Annotated in this window: 17 protein-coding genes; 9 read left to right on the top strand and 8 right to left on the bottom strand. The window is 72.5% G+C overall.

Going from position 1 to position 14,670, the window contains the following annotated elements; translation table 11 throughout:
* Positions 1-11 precede the first annotated feature (11 nt).
* Both ACFWDO_RS04600 and ACFWDO_RS04595 read left to right on the top strand, forming a co-directional pair.
* Complete coding sequence (locus ACFWDO_RS04600) at positions 12-1,826, top strand: alkyl sulfatase dimerization domain-containing protein (protein WP_380316569.1); 1,815 nt, start codon at positions 12-14, stop codon at positions 1,824-1,826.
* 83 nt (positions 1,827-1,909) lie between these two features.
* Positions 1,910-3,187 carry an amidohydrolase gene (locus ACFWDO_RS04595; RefSeq protein ID WP_380316566.1) on the top strand — a complete coding sequence of 426 codons (1,278 nt, stop codon included), beginning with the start codon at positions 1,910-1,912 and terminating at the stop codon, positions 3,185-3,187.
* A gap of 274 nt (positions 3,188-3,461) precedes the next feature.
* On the opposite strand, the gene ACFWDO_RS04590 is transcribed toward ACFWDO_RS04595, so the two are convergent.
* A complete protein-coding gene (locus ACFWDO_RS04590; protein WP_380316563.1) occupies positions 3,462-4,727 on the bottom strand; it encodes an ion channel protein in 1,266 nt (421 codons plus the stop codon).
* Positions 4,728-4,839: 112 nt separating this feature from the next.
* Between ACFWDO_RS04590 and ACFWDO_RS04585 the strand changes: the two genes are divergently transcribed.
* The 4 genes from ACFWDO_RS04585 to ACFWDO_RS04570 are packed head-to-tail and all read left to right on the top strand — an operon-like array spanning position 4,840 to position 6,470.
* Positions 4,840-5,325, top strand: a complete 486-nt coding sequence (locus ACFWDO_RS04585; protein WP_380316560.1) for a DUF1269 domain-containing protein — start codon at positions 4,840-4,842, stop codon at positions 5,323-5,325.
* Positions 5,326-5,361: 36 nt separating this feature from the next.
* The gene (locus ACFWDO_RS04580) at positions 5,362-5,919 is read left to right on the top strand and encodes a mechanosensitive ion channel domain-containing protein (RefSeq protein ID WP_380316557.1); all 558 of its coding nucleotides are present in this window, start codon (positions 5,362-5,364) and stop codon (positions 5,917-5,919) included.
* A 31-nt stretch (positions 5,920-5,950) separates the two neighbouring features.
* The gene (locus ACFWDO_RS04575) at positions 5,951-6,166 is read left to right on the top strand and encodes a hypothetical protein (protein ID WP_380316554.1); all 216 of its coding nucleotides are present in this window, start codon (positions 5,951-5,953) and stop codon (positions 6,164-6,166) included.
* A gap of 58 nt (positions 6,167-6,224) precedes the next feature.
* Positions 6,225-6,470, top strand: a complete 246-nt coding sequence (locus tag ACFWDO_RS04570; protein ID WP_380316551.1) for a hypothetical protein — start codon at positions 6,225-6,227, stop codon at positions 6,468-6,470.
* A 282-nt stretch (positions 6,471-6,752) separates the two neighbouring features.
* On the opposite strand, the gene ACFWDO_RS04565 is transcribed toward ACFWDO_RS04570, so the two are convergent.
* Both ACFWDO_RS04565 and ACFWDO_RS04560 read right to left on the bottom strand, forming a co-directional pair.
* Positions 6,753-7,340 (bottom strand): SRPBCC family protein, encoded by a 588-nt coding sequence (locus ACFWDO_RS04565; RefSeq protein WP_380346814.1) that lies wholly within the window; start codon positions 7,338-7,340, stop codon positions 6,753-6,755.
* A gap of 92 nt (positions 7,341-7,432) precedes the next feature.
* A complete protein-coding gene (locus ACFWDO_RS04560) occupies positions 7,433-7,714 on the bottom strand; it encodes a dsRBD fold-containing protein (RefSeq protein WP_380316545.1) in 282 nt (93 codons plus the stop codon).
* Positions 7,715-7,953: 239 nt separating this feature from the next.
* Between ACFWDO_RS04560 and ACFWDO_RS04555 the strand changes: the two genes are divergently transcribed.
* Positions 7,954-8,484: a GyrI-like domain-containing protein gene (locus ACFWDO_RS04555; RefSeq protein WP_380316542.1), complete on the top strand. Its 531-nt coding sequence runs from the start codon at positions 7,954-7,956 to the stop codon at positions 8,482-8,484.
* Between the two features lie 19 nt (positions 8,485-8,503).
* Positions 8,504-9,433, top strand: coding sequence for a universal stress protein (locus ACFWDO_RS04550; RefSeq protein WP_380316539.1), 930 nt, complete (start codon positions 8,504-8,506; stop codon positions 9,431-9,433).
* Here the strand turns inward: ACFWDO_RS04550 and ACFWDO_RS04545 are convergent.
* A complete protein-coding gene (locus tag ACFWDO_RS04545; protein WP_380316536.1) occupies positions 9,423-9,884 on the bottom strand; it encodes a DUF305 domain-containing protein in 462 nt (153 codons plus the stop codon). The two genes, ACFWDO_RS04550 and ACFWDO_RS04545, sit on opposite strands and share 11 nt — an antisense overlap.
* A 289-nt stretch (positions 9,885-10,173) precedes the next feature.
* Positions 10,174-10,785, bottom strand: a complete 612-nt coding sequence (locus ACFWDO_RS04540) for an HPP family protein (RefSeq protein ID WP_380316533.1) — start codon at positions 10,783-10,785, stop codon at positions 10,174-10,176.
* A gap of 212 nt (positions 10,786-10,997) precedes the next feature.
* Here ACFWDO_RS04540 and ACFWDO_RS04535 point away from each other — a divergent pair, with 212 nt between their 5' ends.
* Positions 10,998-11,522 carry a flavodoxin family protein gene (locus ACFWDO_RS04535; RefSeq protein WP_380316530.1) on the top strand — a complete coding sequence of 175 codons (525 nt, stop codon included), beginning with the start codon at positions 10,998-11,000 and terminating at the stop codon, positions 11,520-11,522.
* 8 nt (positions 11,523-11,530) lie between these two features.
* Here ACFWDO_RS04535 and ACFWDO_RS04530 read toward each other — a convergent pair whose 3' ends face one another.
* From ACFWDO_RS04530 to ACFWDO_RS04520, 3 genes are read right to left on the bottom strand one after another with little or no spacing between them, the layout of a single operon-like run.
* Complete coding sequence (locus ACFWDO_RS04530) at positions 11,531-12,520, bottom strand: zinc-dependent alcohol dehydrogenase family protein (RefSeq protein WP_380316527.1); 990 nt, start codon at positions 12,518-12,520, stop codon at positions 11,531-11,533.
* Positions 12,521-12,542: 22 nt separating this feature from the next.
* On the bottom strand, positions 12,543-13,478 hold the full coding sequence (locus tag ACFWDO_RS04525; protein ID WP_380316524.1) for a universal stress protein: 936 nt from the start codon (positions 13,476-13,478) through the stop codon (positions 12,543-12,545).
* On the bottom strand, positions 13,475-14,503 hold the full coding sequence (locus tag ACFWDO_RS04520) for an Acg family FMN-binding oxidoreductase (protein ID WP_380346812.1): 1,029 nt from the start codon (positions 14,501-14,503) through the stop codon (positions 13,475-13,477). The genes ACFWDO_RS04525 and ACFWDO_RS04520 overlap by 4 nt, the downstream gene beginning before the upstream one ends.
* Positions 14,504-14,670: the final 167 nt, after the last annotated feature.

The following is a 14,670-nucleotide window of genomic DNA, read 5'->3' as shown; positions in this document are numbered from 1 at the left end:
GAGGACCACCGATGAGCACGATCGACAACCTGAGCTCCGTCGCCGACTGGGAGTCCTACTTCGACTCGTTCAAGGACCACCTCGCGCCACTCGTGCACGACACCGGCGAAAACCTGGCGGTGACGGGCGAGTTTCCCACGGTCCACCCGGAGCAGACTGCCTGGGCGCGGCAGATGCGCAAGGGCATCTACATGCCCGTCGACGGCAAGGTGTACGTCGCCGTCGGCTACGAGCTGTGCTCGCCCACGATGATCGTCGGCGATGACGGCGTCATCGTCATCGACCCGGGCGAGAACGACGACGCCGCCGCCGCGGCGATGGCGGACCTGCGCCGGTTCTCCGACCTGCCCGTCCGGGCGGTGATCTACACCCACCGGCACCCCGACCACGCCTTCGCCACCGACGGCCTGGGCGTGACGGCCGACGACGTGCGCGATGGCCGGGTCGACATCATCGCCCACGAGTCGTTCGAGCACTGGCTGGTCAACGACTCGTCAGTCGTCGGCCCGATCCTCACCGCCCGCAGCTCGCAGGCGATGCACTCGGAGTCAGAGCCGCCCGGCAAGGGGCCGATCACCGGGGCGCTCGGGCCCTCCATGGCCTTCGGCCCGATGTCGACCTACCTGCCGACGATCACGACGGGCGATTCGACAGACCTCACGATCGCGGGCGTGCGGATGACGGTGTTCCACGCCTACGGGGACGCGCAGGACGAGATCGACGTCTGGTTCCCCGACCTCAAGCACGTGCACGGCTCGGAGACCATCCAGGGCGAGACCTTCCCCAACCTGTACACGCTGCGCGGCACCTCCTACCGCGACCCCGAGCAGTGGTACCAGGGCGTGGACCACCTACGGCGCCACGCCCTGCAGGCGGACTCCTACTCCGGGTCGCACATGCGCCCCTGGGTTGGCAACGCCTTCATCGTCGAGCGCATCACCAACTACCGGGACGCGATCCAGTTCGTCTACGACCAGTCGATCCGGCAGATGAACAAGGGGGCCACCGGTCCGGAGCTGGTCGAGCTGGTGGCCAAACGGCTGCCCGACCACCTCCGCGACGACCCCTGGCTCCAGCCGTACTACGGCACACCGGAGCACTCCGTGCGCAACATCTACAACGGCATGCTCGGCTGGTTCCCTGGCGACGCCACGGAGCTCGCCGCCCCGCTGCACGTCGAGCGCGCGCAGCTGTACACCGAGGCCATGGGGGGGCGCCAGTCCGTGCTCGACCAGGCGCGCGCCGCAGTCGAGGCCGGGAAGTATGGCTGGGCGGCAGAGCTCACGACCCACCTCGTGCGCACGAATCTCGACGACACCGAGGCCCGGTCCGTCAAAGCCGAGGCGCTGCGCCGATGGGGCTACGACCAGAAGAACATCTACTGGCGCACGTTCGCACTCAGCGCCGCCATGGAGCTCGAGGACCGGATCACCTCCTCGCACCAGATGGTGTTCGCCCCGCCGGCCGTGGTGAACGCACTCCCAGTGACGAAGGTCGTCGAGGGTCTCAGAGTGCGCCTCGACGCCGAGAAGGCGGCCGACGTCGAGCTCCCGATCGGGTTCCGGTTCACCGACACGTCCGATCAGCGTGGGATGAGGATCCGCCGCGGTGTCATGGTCGTCGAGGAGGAGATCTCCGAGGACGCCCAGGCGACCGTCGTCACCACGGCCGCCGAGCTCCACCGCGTGATCGGCGGCTCGGCCACGCTCGCGCAAGCCCTCGAGGACGGCTCGATCACCGTTGAGGGCTCCGCCGAGGCGCTCCACGCCTTCCTCGGGTACCTCGACCCGCACCCGACCGAGCCGGTGCGCATCGCGCTGCGTTAGGGCGCGCTGGAGCCGAGGCGCGTCGGCTCGCTGGCGTGCCACCACCGGTGGCAATGCAGGGATCCGCCGCCGATAGTGAGCGCATGACCGACGACGAGCGGCGGGATGCCGCGACCCACGCACTGGCCGGGCTAGCCGACATCCGCTCCCGCCTCGAGGCGTTGTACAAGGACCTGCACGCCCATCCGGAGCTCTCGTTCGCGGAGACGCGGACGGCGGGCGTCGTGGCGGGCGAGCTGGAGCGGCTCGGGCTCGCCGTGACGACGGGCCTGGGCCGGACGGGCGTTGTCGGCGTGCTCGAGAACGGCCCGGGCCCGCGGGTGTACCTCCGCTCGGACTTCGACGCCCTACCGGTGCGGGAGGAGACCGGGCTGGACTACGCCAGCACGGCGGAGGGCGTCGACCCGGACGGCGCGCGGGTGCCCGTGATGCACGCCTGCGGGCACGACATGCACGTCACCTGCTTGCTCGGCGCCCTCGAGCTCCTCGTCGGGGCCCGGGAGACCTGGTCGGGCACGGTCGTGGCGGTGTTCCAGCCCGCGGAGGAGATTGGCCAGGGCGCGCAGGCGATGGTCGACGACGGCTTGTTCGAGAAGGCGGGGACGCCGGACGTGGTGCTCGGGCAGCACGTCGCGCCCCTCCCGGTCGGGCTGATCGGTTGCCACCCCGGGCCGGCGCTGGCGGCCACCGACGCGCTGCGGGTGCGCCTCTTCGGCCGCGGCGCGCACGCGTCGCGGCCGGAGACGGCGATCGACCCGGTGGTCATGGCCGCCTCCACAGTGATGCGGCTGCAGACCGTGGTCTCGCGCGAGGTCTCCGGCGGTGACACGGCGGTGGTTACCGTCGGGGCGAGCAACGCGGGGACCAAGGACAATGTCATCCCGGACGAAGCCGAGCTCAAGATCAACATCCGTACCTTCACGCCCGAGGTCCGGGCCACCGTGCTCGGCGCCGTGAAGCGGATCATCCGTGCCGAGGCGGCGGCCGCTGGCGCAGAGCGCGAGCCGGAGATCAGCCCGATCGACACGTTCCCGGTCCTGGTGAACGACCAGGACGCGGTGACGCGCACGACTGATGCCCTGCGCGCTCACTTTGGGGACGGGTCCGTCGTCGACCACGGCCCGGCCACCGGCAGTGAGGACTGCGGGATCTTCGCTACCGCATCCGGCGCCCCTCTGTGCTACTGGTACTTCGGCGGGTTCGACCCTGGCTTCTTCGCCACGGCCGAGAAGAACGGCACCTTGGCGCGGGACATCCCGTCGAACCACTCGCCGCGCTTCGCGCCGGTGATGGACCGCGCCATCGACGTCGGCGTGCAGGCCATGACCATCGCGGCGCTGACCTGGCTCGACCGCGCCTGACGTCGACGGCACATCGCTCCGCCGGGCGAGACCGTCCGCGACGCGCAGAATCCGTCCGCCCCACTTACTTTCGGATCGCCGGGCCGACGCCTGGTCGGCCCGGTCCAGGCGCGCTTGCGCGCCCACCGGTCCATCGAACGAAGGAGCACAACGGGAGCACAACGTGGCCATCTTGAGATGGTCTGGAAGTTCGACACCCCCGACGGCGCGCAGCAGGCGGAGGACGCCCTGCGCCCGAACCAGCGGGGCCGGCGTGGAGGCGTGGTGTGCGCGGTCATCCCGACACCCTTGCGGCGATGAGCATCGGTGGGCGGCTGCGGACGAGGAGCCACAGGGGCAGGACGGCGAGACACAGCACGGGCAGCACGGTGACGTCGGCGACCATCGCGACGCCCATGAAGAGGGCGAGCCAGCCGTCGCGGGCGACGACGAGCGTCGCGCCCATCACGGCGGCGGCGACGGCGAGGCCGAGGTGCAGGCCGGGCACGGCCGAGTGCAGGAAGAGCGCCACGGCGACGCCCACGAACACGGCCGGGAAGATGCGGCCACCGCGGAAGCCAGCGCTGGAGGCGACGACGAGGGCCGCCACCTTGACGACGGCGATGCCGAGGAGCGCCCAGGTGCCGTAGTCGGCGGCGTCGGCGGTGAGCTCCTTCATCTCGTCGAGGCCCTTGAACAGGGTGAGCGGGCCGCCGATCGCGCCGAGGACCCCCAGCACGAGGCCGCCGGCGCCGAGCATGAGCACGGGGTGGCCGATCCGGTGGAACGCCGCGTGCACGTGGGGGAACGCCCACACGCCCAGCAGGCAGACCAGCGCGGCCGCGGCGGCCACGATCGGGGCGGCGATCAGGTCGCCCCAGGCGGGGTCGCTGTAGCCGGGCACGTCCACCGACAGCTGCGGGGACCCGATCAGTGACATCGTCAGGGAACCCGTGCCTGCGGCGACCAGGGGGCCGAAGAGGCGGTCGAACAGCGGCCCGCGGCCCTTGTCACCAAGCGCCTCCGTCATCACGAGGGCGGCGCCGACGGGGGTGCCGAACATCGCGCCGATCGTGCCGGCCGACGCCATCAGCGTCACTGCCGGTGCCGGCACGCCCGCGCGTGACCGGGCCACCAGCCAGACGGCGATCGCCACGTTGACCGCAATGATCGGGTTCTCCGGGCCCAGGCTCACGCCGCCCGCCAGGCCGAGGATCAGCGCGGCGGCGAGGCCGGGCACGGTGCCGATCGGGAGCGGGGCCGCGACGAGGCCGGTGGTCGCCGGGTCGTCGCCGGCGTGCCCGGGCACCCACCGCACGATGGCGCCGACGGCGAGGCCGGTCGCGGTGAGTACGACGACGATCCACCAGGGGGAGTCGGCGCGCGCGCCGAACGACGCGGGCAACGAGTCCCAGAGCCAACCCTGCAGCTGGTTCGCGACCCACGACACCAGCACCAGGCCGAGCGCGGACAGGATGCCGACGACCGCGGCGGGGACGGCGAGGGCCGCGAGGCGGGTTGTCGTCATCGGCGCCGCGGCCGCGTGCTGGTCGGTCGTCACACCGGCGAACGTAGCCGCGCGTCGCCCTTTCGGCGCGCGGAACCGGAGGGCCGGTGTCACGATCGGCTCGACCGCCGTGCCGCAGAACAGCCGTGCCCGGAGAGGACCGTCGATGACCACGTTCACCGTCTGGAAGTTCGATGACCCCGCCGCTGCCGAGCGGGCCGCCGAGGTGCTCAAGGGTGCGGCGTCCGACGGCTTGATCACGGTGATCGACCACGCCGTCGTCTCGTGGCCCGTCGGCCAGGCCACGCCGACCACGCACCACAGCCACGAGGACCAGAAGCGTGGCACCGGCTGGGGTGCGTTCTGGGGGCTGCTGCTGGGGACGTTGTTCTTCATGCCCGTCCTGGGCGCGGCGGCCGGGGCGGCGATCGGAGCGGTCGCCAAGAGCACCACCGCCGTCGGCATCGGGCGCACGCAGCTCGAGACGATCCGCGAGCAGGTCACTACCGGCACGTCGGCGCTGTTCGCCGTCACCGAGGACGGCGACACCGACGCCGTCGGCGAGCGGTTCCACAAGCTGCGCGCCACCCTCATCGCGACCAACCTCACGGACGCGGAACGCGCCACGCTGCTCGAGACCTTCGGCTCCTGACGCGCGGCGCGACGACGGGAGGGAGGGGGTGACGTCGTGAGCTCGTGGTTCGAGAACTTGTTCGCCGGGATGGACCTGTCGGGCTGGCACGTGGTTCTCGCTCTGCTGTCGGTGGTGCTCGGCTGGCTGCTCGGCCGCTTCTCTGCCCGCGGCGTCTTCGCCCTGGTGGGCCGGGTGCAGGGGCTCGCGCCAGAGCTCCCACCGATCGCCGCCCGTGCCGTGCGGTACTTCTTCGTCCTCCTCGGCGTCGGGGTGGCGTTGGCCTTCCTCGGGGCGAACCTCCAGCCGCTGCTGGCCGGCGTGCTGATCGTCGGGGTAGTCGGCGTGCTCGCGCTGCGGGGCGTGGCCGACAACTTCGGCGCCAGCGTCGTGCTGCAGACCCGCATGCCGATCCGGCTCGGCGACGAGGTCGAGACGCAGGACTGGCACGGCATCGTCACCGAGATGAACGGCCGATCTGTCGTGCTGCGGACTTCGACGGCCGCACCGTGCACGTGCCGAACGCCGGCGTCCTGGCGACCCCCTGATCAATCACAGCGTGCACGGCGCACGTCGCGGCGAGGTCGAGGTACGCACCGCAGGGCCGGCGCCTGAGCTTTCCGCGGTCGTCGCAGCGACGACGGGCATGCTCGCCGATCCGTCACCCGTCGCGCTCACGGTGTCTGTCGAGAACGCGCGGACCATCATGGCGGTCCGCTTCTGGTACCGGCCGGCCGACGGCCCCGTCGTGACATCCGCCGTCGTCGACGCCCTCGGTACGGCACTGCGGGGCAGTGGCGACGCGTGGACCGTCGTCGCCCCGCCGCCGGCGCCGCCGCTCGTGCCTCGCGCGCAGGTCTGACCACCCGCAGCGCACCCCCACCACCCGAGGACCGACGACCGAACGAGGAAGACCTGCCATGAAACCCAGTCGCACGACCGCACCAGCAGCCGCTCCCGTCCGGGCCAAGGGGTGTTGGTGGTGGAAGACCCTGGTCGGCGGGACCCTGCTGTGGCTCGTCACCGCCGGGGTCACGCTCGCCACGCAGAACACCAACCTCCCCATCCACACGCCGGGCGGTGTACCCGCCTCGGTGAAGTACCTCGTGAACGCCGACGCCTGCGGCGCGCTCCCGTCACCGGTCACGACCGACCGCAGCAGGTAGGCGTTACCCTGCCCAGCCGAGACCACCCGCAGCGAGACCGTCACACCTGACAGGTGTGGAGCTCAATCCGCCTCAGGTGCCAGAGGTGTGAACCTCTCGTTCCGGTGCGTACGGGGGTCGGTCTGAGGCGCAGGCTAGGCGTGGCTGCGACGACGTACCTGCATCTTGCGGGTCGACATTCGTGCGCGAGACGCCCCTGCCGCGATCGCCTCGGCGCGGCGACCTTGAGAGCCCTCCTCTACGGCGGCGGACTGAGGCCAGGCGGTGCTACGGGACGCTGCTCTACACGCTCGCCCGCTCGGCGCGCAATCGGATCCCCCGGAGCATGCGTCGGGTCATCACCAGGGTCACCGGCTCGCCGAGACGTGTGGCAAGGCGTAGCGCGCGGCTGTCCGGCGTCTCGGTGCGCGAGCGCGCAAGGAGCCGGCTGGTCCCGTCGGGGCATGGGAGGATGTGGAAGGACCAGACACCGTTCCACGGATGCTCCGGGGGACTCTGCCGGAGCACGAGAGTCCGTGGCGGGTCGACGTGCGCGACGCGGAACGCGTAGCCGGATGGCATTCCTGCGTACCGTTCCGGCACGACGACGACCCGGTCCCCCGGCGACAGGTGCTGCCACTGCGGTCGCACCTCGTTCGTGCTGTGGATGTCGAGACCCACCAGGTTCTCGGCCCAGTCGTAGCTGTACATCCCCCCGCGGTCCTGCCCCATCTGGACGAGCCACGACCAGATCGTCGCCGCAGGCGCTGCGACCGTGGTCCCGAGTGTCGTGGACTCGGCCGGTTCGGGGACGAGGTCGTCACCGGGCAGGTCCCCCACGATCTCGTCGGCCGTGGCACCCCAGTGCCGGTGGGCGTGCAGCAGGCGCATGCCGAGGCCGACCGCGCCCACCACCACGAGCAGGCTGCTGAGTCGACGGCCCCGCGCCCTGACCGATCTCACCTCCACCCCGTTCCGAGGCGTTATCGCCGCAGCTGGACGTCGCGGTGCTCGATCTCCGCGATGTCGTCCTCGGTGGCGCTGAGGAGGCGGTCGGCCACGTCCCGCAGGGCACGGCTCACGGCGAGCTCCTCGCCGATCTCCGTCACGCCGACGTCCCGCGGGCTGCGGCGTGCGTAGCCACGCCCCTCGACCTGCGTCCCGGCCGACGTCGTCAGGAGGGCGTGGGCCGCCGTGACGACACCGTCGGCCCCCGGGTCGTCGGCGTCGAAGAGCTGGATCTCGGCCTTCCAGGTGTGCGTCATCACGATCTCCTTCGCGGCGCGGCCGACGAACCTCTGCCGCCGGCTCCCTGCCCCGATCGTCCAGCCCTCGGCGTAGCCGGGCACAGTGCCGTCCGACCGGACCGCACGAGGGAGTGCGGCCCACCCGGTAGTGACCAACGGCCCTGTCGCTCGACGTCGCACGGGGCGAGCGTGGAACTGTCGCGCACGACGGTGGCCACGGCAGGTGGCCGACAGCGCGTGAGCGAAGGGAGACGACGGTGGACGACCGAGAGATCAGGCTGATCGACCATCCCGAGCAGGCGGCCGTCGGGGTGCGGCGGATCGCCCACCCCGACGAGCTTTCCGCGGTGTTCTCCACCCTTCTCCCCCGCGTCGCCGAGCTCCTGGACCGGCTCGGCGCCCGGCCGGCGGGCCCGCCCTACGGGCGCTACCGCGACCGGACCGGGGACGGCCTCGACGTCGAGGTCGGGTTTCCCGTCGACAACGTCGTCGATCTCCCCGAGGTCCAGGACGTGCCGGGGCTCGGGCCCGAGGCCGGTGTCGTCGTCGCCGAGCCCCTGCCGGCCACCCGCGTAGTCGAGACGGTTCATGCCGGCCCCTACGACGGCCTCCCTGCGACGTACGCCCGGCTGGACTCGTGGATCACGCAGCACCACCTGCGCCCCCTCGGCGAGTCGTGGGAGCTGTACGAGGCCGGGCCGGAGTCCGACCCGGATCCCGCGACCTGGCGCACGCGCGTCGTCGTCGCCGTCACCGGCCCCGCCGTCGCCGCGGCCCGGTCGTCGTAGCACCAGGAAGGACGAGACCATGAGCACCACCGCACACCCCGCACCGGTCGTCGTGGCCGTGGACGGGACGGACCGCAGCGACGGCGCGGTCCGGTACGCGATCCACGAGGCGCGACGCCGCCGGACACGGCTGACGGTCGTGCACGTCGCGCCCGCGGCGCTGCCGGTCGGCGGCTCCATGCCGTACATGGACTACCCCCGCGACGCGCTCGTGGGCGTGGCGCGGAAGGTTCTCGACGAGGCGGTCGACCGCACCCGTGCCCTGGCACCGGACCTCACCGTCGACGGTGTGCTGCGCCAGGGACGCCGCGTCGTCGAGCTCACGGTGGCCGCGGCGGCGGGCAGCCTGATCGTGCTCGGCCGGGAGACCCGGCAGGGTCTGGAGCGGGTGTACGTCGGCACGACCACGGCCGGTGTGGCCGCCCGCGCCTCGGTCCCGGTCGCGGTGATCGACGGGGACTGGCAGCCCACGGAGCACGGCCGCGTCCTCGTCGGCGTCGAGCCCAGGTCGAGCGAAGTTCTCGCGTACGCGTTCCCGCTCGCTGCCGCCCGGCACGCGCTGCTGCAGGTGATGCACGTCTGGAAGGTGCCCGACCCGTACACGGCCCTCGACCACGAACGGTCCGTCACGGGCGAGTGGGTGATCGCCGCCACCAGGCTCCTCGAGCAGACGGTGGCCGACTGGCAGGCCAGCTTCCCGGACGTCGAGGTCGAGATCTCCGTGGTCCCGGGTCGGCCGGCGCAGGAGCTGGTGGACACCGCGGTGCGCGCTGATGTGCTCCTCCTGGCCCGGCGGCGACGCGACATCGAGCACCCCGGACGCCTCGGGCCCACCAGCCGGGCGATCCTCGGGCACCCCGGAGCACCTGTCGAGGTCGTGCCGCTGACCGGGGTCCCGAAGCACGCACCGCTCGTCCTCGAGCGGTTCGGCGAGGTGCTCAAGAGCTGAACCAGGACGCGAGCCAGGAGCGCATCAGCAGGATCTCGGCACGCTGCCCCTCCCGCACGTCGCGCGCCAGCACGGCGACCTGCGCGTGCTCGACGCCGTGCCGCAGCAGGTGCTGCGACATCATCACGGCGACCATGTGGTGGCCGATCATGTCCTGGAGGAACGCGCGATCCAGGTCGTCCCCGGACAGCCCCGACAGGTCACGCATCATCGGCCGGTAGCTCGCGGCGTCGTGGTCGGGATACCACTCGCGGAGCCACTCCAGCATCTGGCGGACCTGCGCCGTCTGCGTCGCCACGATCGATGCCCCGAGGGCGCGCATCTCCGGGCGGTCGGACCGAGCGAGCTCCCCGGCCGCGACGATCGCCTCCTGGTGATGGGCGACCATGTCCACCAGGTACGCGCTCTCCGGGTCACCGATCGCGGCGCCCGGCGCCCCGGCACCTCTCATCCCCGACATGCTGTCCCACCCGGGTGCGCTGTCCGACCACCCGGACATCATGGGCACTGGGCCTCCGCCGGACACACGAAGGATCGCACCCGTCATCAGACCGCCGACCGCGACCGCCAGGGCGACCACGACGCCCACGGCAACCCACGCGATGGGACGTCGCATCATGCGCCTCCTCGGACGCTTCCAGCGTGGTGGCCAGATCCCTCAGCTCGGAAGGGCCGAACGATCGACGGTACGGATCCGAAGGTCCCGCCCGCCGGCGACGCGCTCGCGCCGAGCGCGCACGCTACCCACCGGCGGTCCGGTCGACCGCCACCACCGCCCGCGCCCCCGGAACCACCTGGGCGAGCGACACCGCCAGCCGCCGGTCCGCTAGGGATCCGCCCGTGAGCCGCACCGTTCCCTCGCGGACGACGCACTCGCAGTCGTCGAGGCCCGCGCCCCGAAGCTGTGCCGTGACGTCGGCGGCGATCTGCGCGTCGGTGCGCGCCAGCGCCCGCACGACGTCGCTGCGGCTGAGCATGCCGACCACGCGCGCCCCGAGGACGACAGGGACGGAGTGGATGCCACGGGCGAGCATCGCACCGACGAGGCTCGCGACGTCCTGGTTCGGCACGGCCGTGACCACCGGTCGGGTCATGAGGTCGCCGACCCGTACGACGGGGAGCGGCAGTGCGGCGGCCACCCCGTCGTCCCGGCGCAGCGTCGACCGCGGATCACGGGCGACGCCTCCGGCCAGCAGGTCGCCCTCGCTGACGATCCCCACGAGGCGGCCGCGATCGTCGACGACGGGCAGCGCGGTGATCGCGTGCGTTCCCAGGATGCGCAGGGCATCGTCCGCCAGGGCGTCCGGACGAATCGTGTCTACGGCAGTGGTCATGATGTCGGCGGCCAGCACTCGGTCCTCCCTGGCGTCCGGGGACGGCGTCGCGAGGTGCCGTCCGTCTCGCCAGCATGGTCGCGCCCCGCGGGCCGCAGGCAGGGGCCACCGGCCCGGAGGCGTGGGGACCTTGGTCTCGCCCGCTCGGGACGACGGCCACTTCCGGGCATGCGCATCGGAGCGTTCTGCTGGGCACGGAAGAAGCACCCGATCGGAGGACCGTGATCACCATGTCTGCGCTCATCGTGTTCGAGACGAGCTTCGGCAACACCGAGGCCGTCGCCCGCGCCGTCGCCGACGGCGTCGCCCGCCACACCAGGGTGCGGGTCGTGTCCGTCGCGGACGCGCCGGTTGCGGCGTCGGACGACGTGACCCTGGTCGTCGTCGGCGGGCCTACCCACGCCTTCAGCATGAGCCGCGAACGCACCCGCCGCGACGCCCAGGAGCGCGGTGGTACCGCCCCGCACGAGTCGGTGGGCATCCGCGAGTGGATCTCCCTCCTGCCGGCCGACCACGCCGACCGGGTCTACGCGACCTTCGACACCCGGGCCAGGGCGGTCCAGCACCTGCCCGGATCCGCCGCCCATGCGGCCGCCCGAGCCCTGCACCGTCACGGCCACAGGACGATCGCCGAGCCCGAGTCCTTCTACGTCGCCGACACCGAAGGCCCGCTTCTGCCCGAGGAGCTGACGCGCGCCAAGGTCTGGGGCGAGGCCCTCGGACGAGCGGCGGCCGAGACCTGGAGCAGGACCTAGCCTGCCGATCAACCTGGCGTGACGACGAGCGAACCGGCGGCGGCGCCCGCCCGCAGGGCTCGGAGCGCCTGGTCCGCGCGAGAGAACGGGAAGGTCGTCACGACGGGGGCGATTCCCAGCGTGGTGGCAAGCCGCAGGAGTGCCGCGCCGTCGGCACGGGTGTTCGCCGTGACGGTCCGCAGGTCCCGCTCGTGGAAGAGGTTCTCCTGATAGGCCATCGTAGGGACGTCGCTCATGTGGATCCCGGCCAGCACGACCGTTCCCCCGGCCGCGGTGGCCTGCAGCGCGTGGGGTACCAGCTCCCCTGCGGGTGCGAAGACGATGGCGGCGTCGAGCTTCGTCGGTGGTGCGTCCGTGGCGCCGCCGACGAAGTCCGCGCCCAGGTCACGCGCGAGGTCCCGGCTGGCCTCGCCACGGGTCATGACCGACAACCGGGCGCCTTGGGCGAGCGCGATCTGCGCGGTGACGTGGCCACTGGAGCCGAAGCCGTAGACGCCCAGCCGGCCGCCGGGCGGCAGGTTCGCGCGGGCGAGCGCACGGTAGCCGATGATGCCCGCGCACAGGAGCGGGGCGGTCGCCACCGCGTCGACGGTCGGCGGCAGGGGGTACGCGTAGGCCTCCGGCACCGTGGTGTACTCGGCGAACCCGCCGTCGGCGTCCCAGCCGGTGTACTCGGAGTCGGGGCACAGGTTCTCCCGCCCCTCCCGGCACCATCGGCACACCCCGCAGGTGCGTCGGAGCCACGCGATGCCGACGCGGTCTCCCGGGGCCAGGGTCCGTACCGCGGGTCCGGACACCTCCACGGTGCCCACGACCTGGTGTCCCGGCACGACCCGACGGCGGTGCACGGGCAGGTCGCGGTCGACGACGTGCAGGTCGGTCCGACACACCCCGCACGCCTCGACCCGCACGAGGACCTCGTCCGGGGCGGGCCACGGCTTGTCGAGGTCGCACCGCAGGAGCTCTCCTGGTGCGTGGCCGGTCGTCCAGGCGTTCATGGGCGTCCGCGCCCTGTCGTGCTCACGACGGTTCCTCGTGCGGACCCGGGTCCAGCCTGGGCGCATGGGCGACGACGACCGCGCCGGTCGCGTCGGCGAGCAGGACGTCGGGGACCGAGCCCAGGAGCCTGCCCACGAGTCGCGAGTGGCGGCGTCCCCCGACGACGAGCATGTCGGCGGCGGTCACCTGGGCGAGCAGCAGCTCGGGGGCCTCACCGCCGCGGAGCTCGACCGTTGCGGTGACCGACGGGTACCGGGCCGTCCACCGGTCCAGGAGCGACTGGAGCTCTCGGTAGAGCTCCTCGGTCCCGGCCGAGCCGCTCTGGGAGGCGATCGGCGTCAGCGGCTGGACGGCGTGCACCAGCTTCACCGGGACAGCGCAATGCCGTGCTTCGGAGAACGCCAGGGTCAGGGCCGTGGTGAGGTCGTGCTCGAAGCTCACCCCGACGACGACACGCTTCGGTCGGGTGCCCACCGTGCTGGCGGGGATCACCGCGACGGACCCGCGGGCACGGGCGGCGGTCGCGGCGGACACCGATCCCAGCGCATGAGCCGACCCGCCCGACCCACGGCGTCCCACGACCACGAGGTCGACGTCCTCGGAGAGCGCCGTCAGCACGGCGGCGGGGGTACCGATGCTGACCGAGACCTCGACGTCCTTCGCCCCTGGTGGCCGGTTCCCCGCACGCGCGAGAGCGGTGCGCAGGATCTCGTCTCCCCTGTCGTGCAGGGGCGCGCGGTCGTAGGTCGGCAACGGCACGGTCGGCCCGACGGGGAGCGGCTCGGCGTGCGAGACGGTGAGCAGGGAGTGGTGCCGGTCCGCGACGGCCAGGGCCCAGTCGAAGGCGCGATAGCCCTCGGCCGAGCCGTCGACGCCGACGACCACGCCCCTCGTCCAGGTGTCGCGGCCGGCTCCGGCGTCGCCTCCCCCGGTGGTGTCGACCGTGCTGTCGTTCATGCCGGGCTCCTTTCGGCCGGCTGCTGTCCTCGGGCAGGAGTCGCGGCGTACCCGTCCCCGACCGGGGCCATTCCGGTCACCTCGTCGACGTCGCGGCGCGGTGTGGACGGCGCACCCGCGCCGTAGCGCAAGCGCAGCAGCATCTGCGCGCGGGACTCCAGATGGAAGGCGTCCTCCAGCTCCGAGCGCGTCGCGGGGTTCTCCAGCACCCGCGTCGCGAAGGAGGCCTGGACGCCACGGGTCGCGGCGACGAGGAGCATGCGCTCCAGCGCCTGCCCGGCGACGAGCCAGTGGCACGGCCCGTCGCCGAGCGTCGTGATGATCGCGGCTGTGACGTTGCCCTCGAAGGTCCGCGCGCCGTCGGCGTCGTCACGCACCACCGCGTGCGCGTCGACGATCGGCTCGTCGAACCATCCGCCCATCGCCGCGACGGGAACGCCGTCAGTGCGCTCGCGCGACACCCCGAGCCACGACCGCTCCTCGACCAGCGGCGCACGGTCGCGCACCGCGAGCGCCTCGGCCCGGCGCATGGTGGACACGAGATGACCGCGGGCCACGACCCGTGGGTCGAGGAAGACGACGCCGGCGCCCTCGAGGTCCACGGCCCGACGCAACAGCTCCAGGTCCGCACGGTCCAAGGGCCGCGTCGCTGCCGCTCCCCTCGCCGTGCGGCGCACCGTGATCGCGGCGTACAGGCTCGCGTCGAAGAAGCCCGGCGCGGCCAACGGATTCAGGATGACGCGAGCGGCCAGCCACGGGTCGCGCCGGTCCGGTGCGAGCTGGACGTGGGCGTCCAGTCCCTCGTGCGCCGCAGCCACCCGAAGGTTCATCAGGAACGCTCCGCAGCTGATGAACATCTCCCGGCCCTGCGGGTCGCCGTGGCGCAGCTGCCGCGACGGGTCGGCACGCACCGTCAGGTGCCGCTCGTCGTCGACCTGGACCGACCACGGCTGCGTGTTGTGCACGCTCGGCGCTCGGGTGCCCGCGCCGATGATCCGCGCGATGCGCTCGTTCGTCGTCCCCACGGGGAATCACCTCCGGAATCGTCCCTGGCACGCGTCGACCGTGCGATCACGTCCCCGTGCCCACCGTGCGGGGGCGTGCGCGTGGCTGGCCAGAGGCGAAGGTCCAGGACCGATGGACCCGGTGAGGGAGGACGTCCTGCCCTACCCGGCCACGTGCTGCTCGCGGT

Source organism: Isoptericola sp. NPDC060185 (assembly GCF_042728595.1).
In the GTDB taxonomy this organism is placed as follows: domain Bacteria; phylum Actinomycetota; class Actinomycetes; order Actinomycetales; family Cellulomonadaceae; genus Isoptericola.
This window is presented reverse-complemented; position numbering and strand designations above follow the sequence as displayed.

Bases quoted from the DNA above. Each gene is read 5' to 3' on its own strand.
- ACFWDO_RS04525 (WP_380316524.1), bottom strand. From the start codon at position 13,478: ATGAACGACAGCACGGTCGACACCACCGGGGGAGGCGACGCCGGAGCC.
- ACFWDO_RS04575 (WP_380316554.1), top strand. From the start codon at position 5,951: ATGCTCGCCGATCCGTCACCCGTCGCGCTCACGGTGTCTGTCGAGAAC.
- ACFWDO_RS04560 (WP_380316545.1), bottom strand. From the start codon at position 7,714: ATGACGCACACCTGGAAGGCCGAGATCCAGCTCTTCGACGCCGACGAC.
- ACFWDO_RS04565 (WP_380346814.1), bottom strand. From the start codon at position 7,340: ATGCGCCTGCTGCACGCCCACCGGCACTGGGGTGCCACGGCCGACGAG.
- ACFWDO_RS04545 (WP_380316536.1), bottom strand. From the start codon at position 9,884: ATGAGAGGTGCCGGGGCGCCGGGCGCCGCGATCGGTGACCCGGAGAGC.
- ACFWDO_RS04550 (WP_380316539.1), top strand. From the start codon at position 8,504: ATGAGCACCACCGCACACCCCGCACCGGTCGTCGTGGCCGTGGACGGG.
- ACFWDO_RS04585 (WP_380316560.1), top strand. From the start codon at position 4,840: ATGACCACGTTCACCGTCTGGAAGTTCGATGACCCCGCCGCTGCCGAG.
- ACFWDO_RS04530 (WP_380316527.1), bottom strand. From the start codon at position 12,520: ATGAACGCCTGGACGACCGGCCACGCACCAGGAGAGCTCCTGCGGTGC.
- ACFWDO_RS04535 (WP_380316530.1), top strand. From the start codon at position 10,998: ATGTCTGCGCTCATCGTGTTCGAGACGAGCTTCGGCAACACCGAGGCC.
- ACFWDO_RS04595 (WP_380316566.1), top strand. From the start codon at position 1,910: ATGACCGACGACGAGCGGCGGGATGCCGCGACCCACGCACTGGCCGGG.
- ACFWDO_RS04570 (WP_380316551.1), top strand. From the start codon at position 6,225: ATGAAACCCAGTCGCACGACCGCACCAGCAGCCGCTCCCGTCCGGGCC.
- ACFWDO_RS04600 (WP_380316569.1), top strand. From the start codon at position 12: ATGAGCACGATCGACAACCTGAGCTCCGTCGCCGACTGGGAGTCCTAC.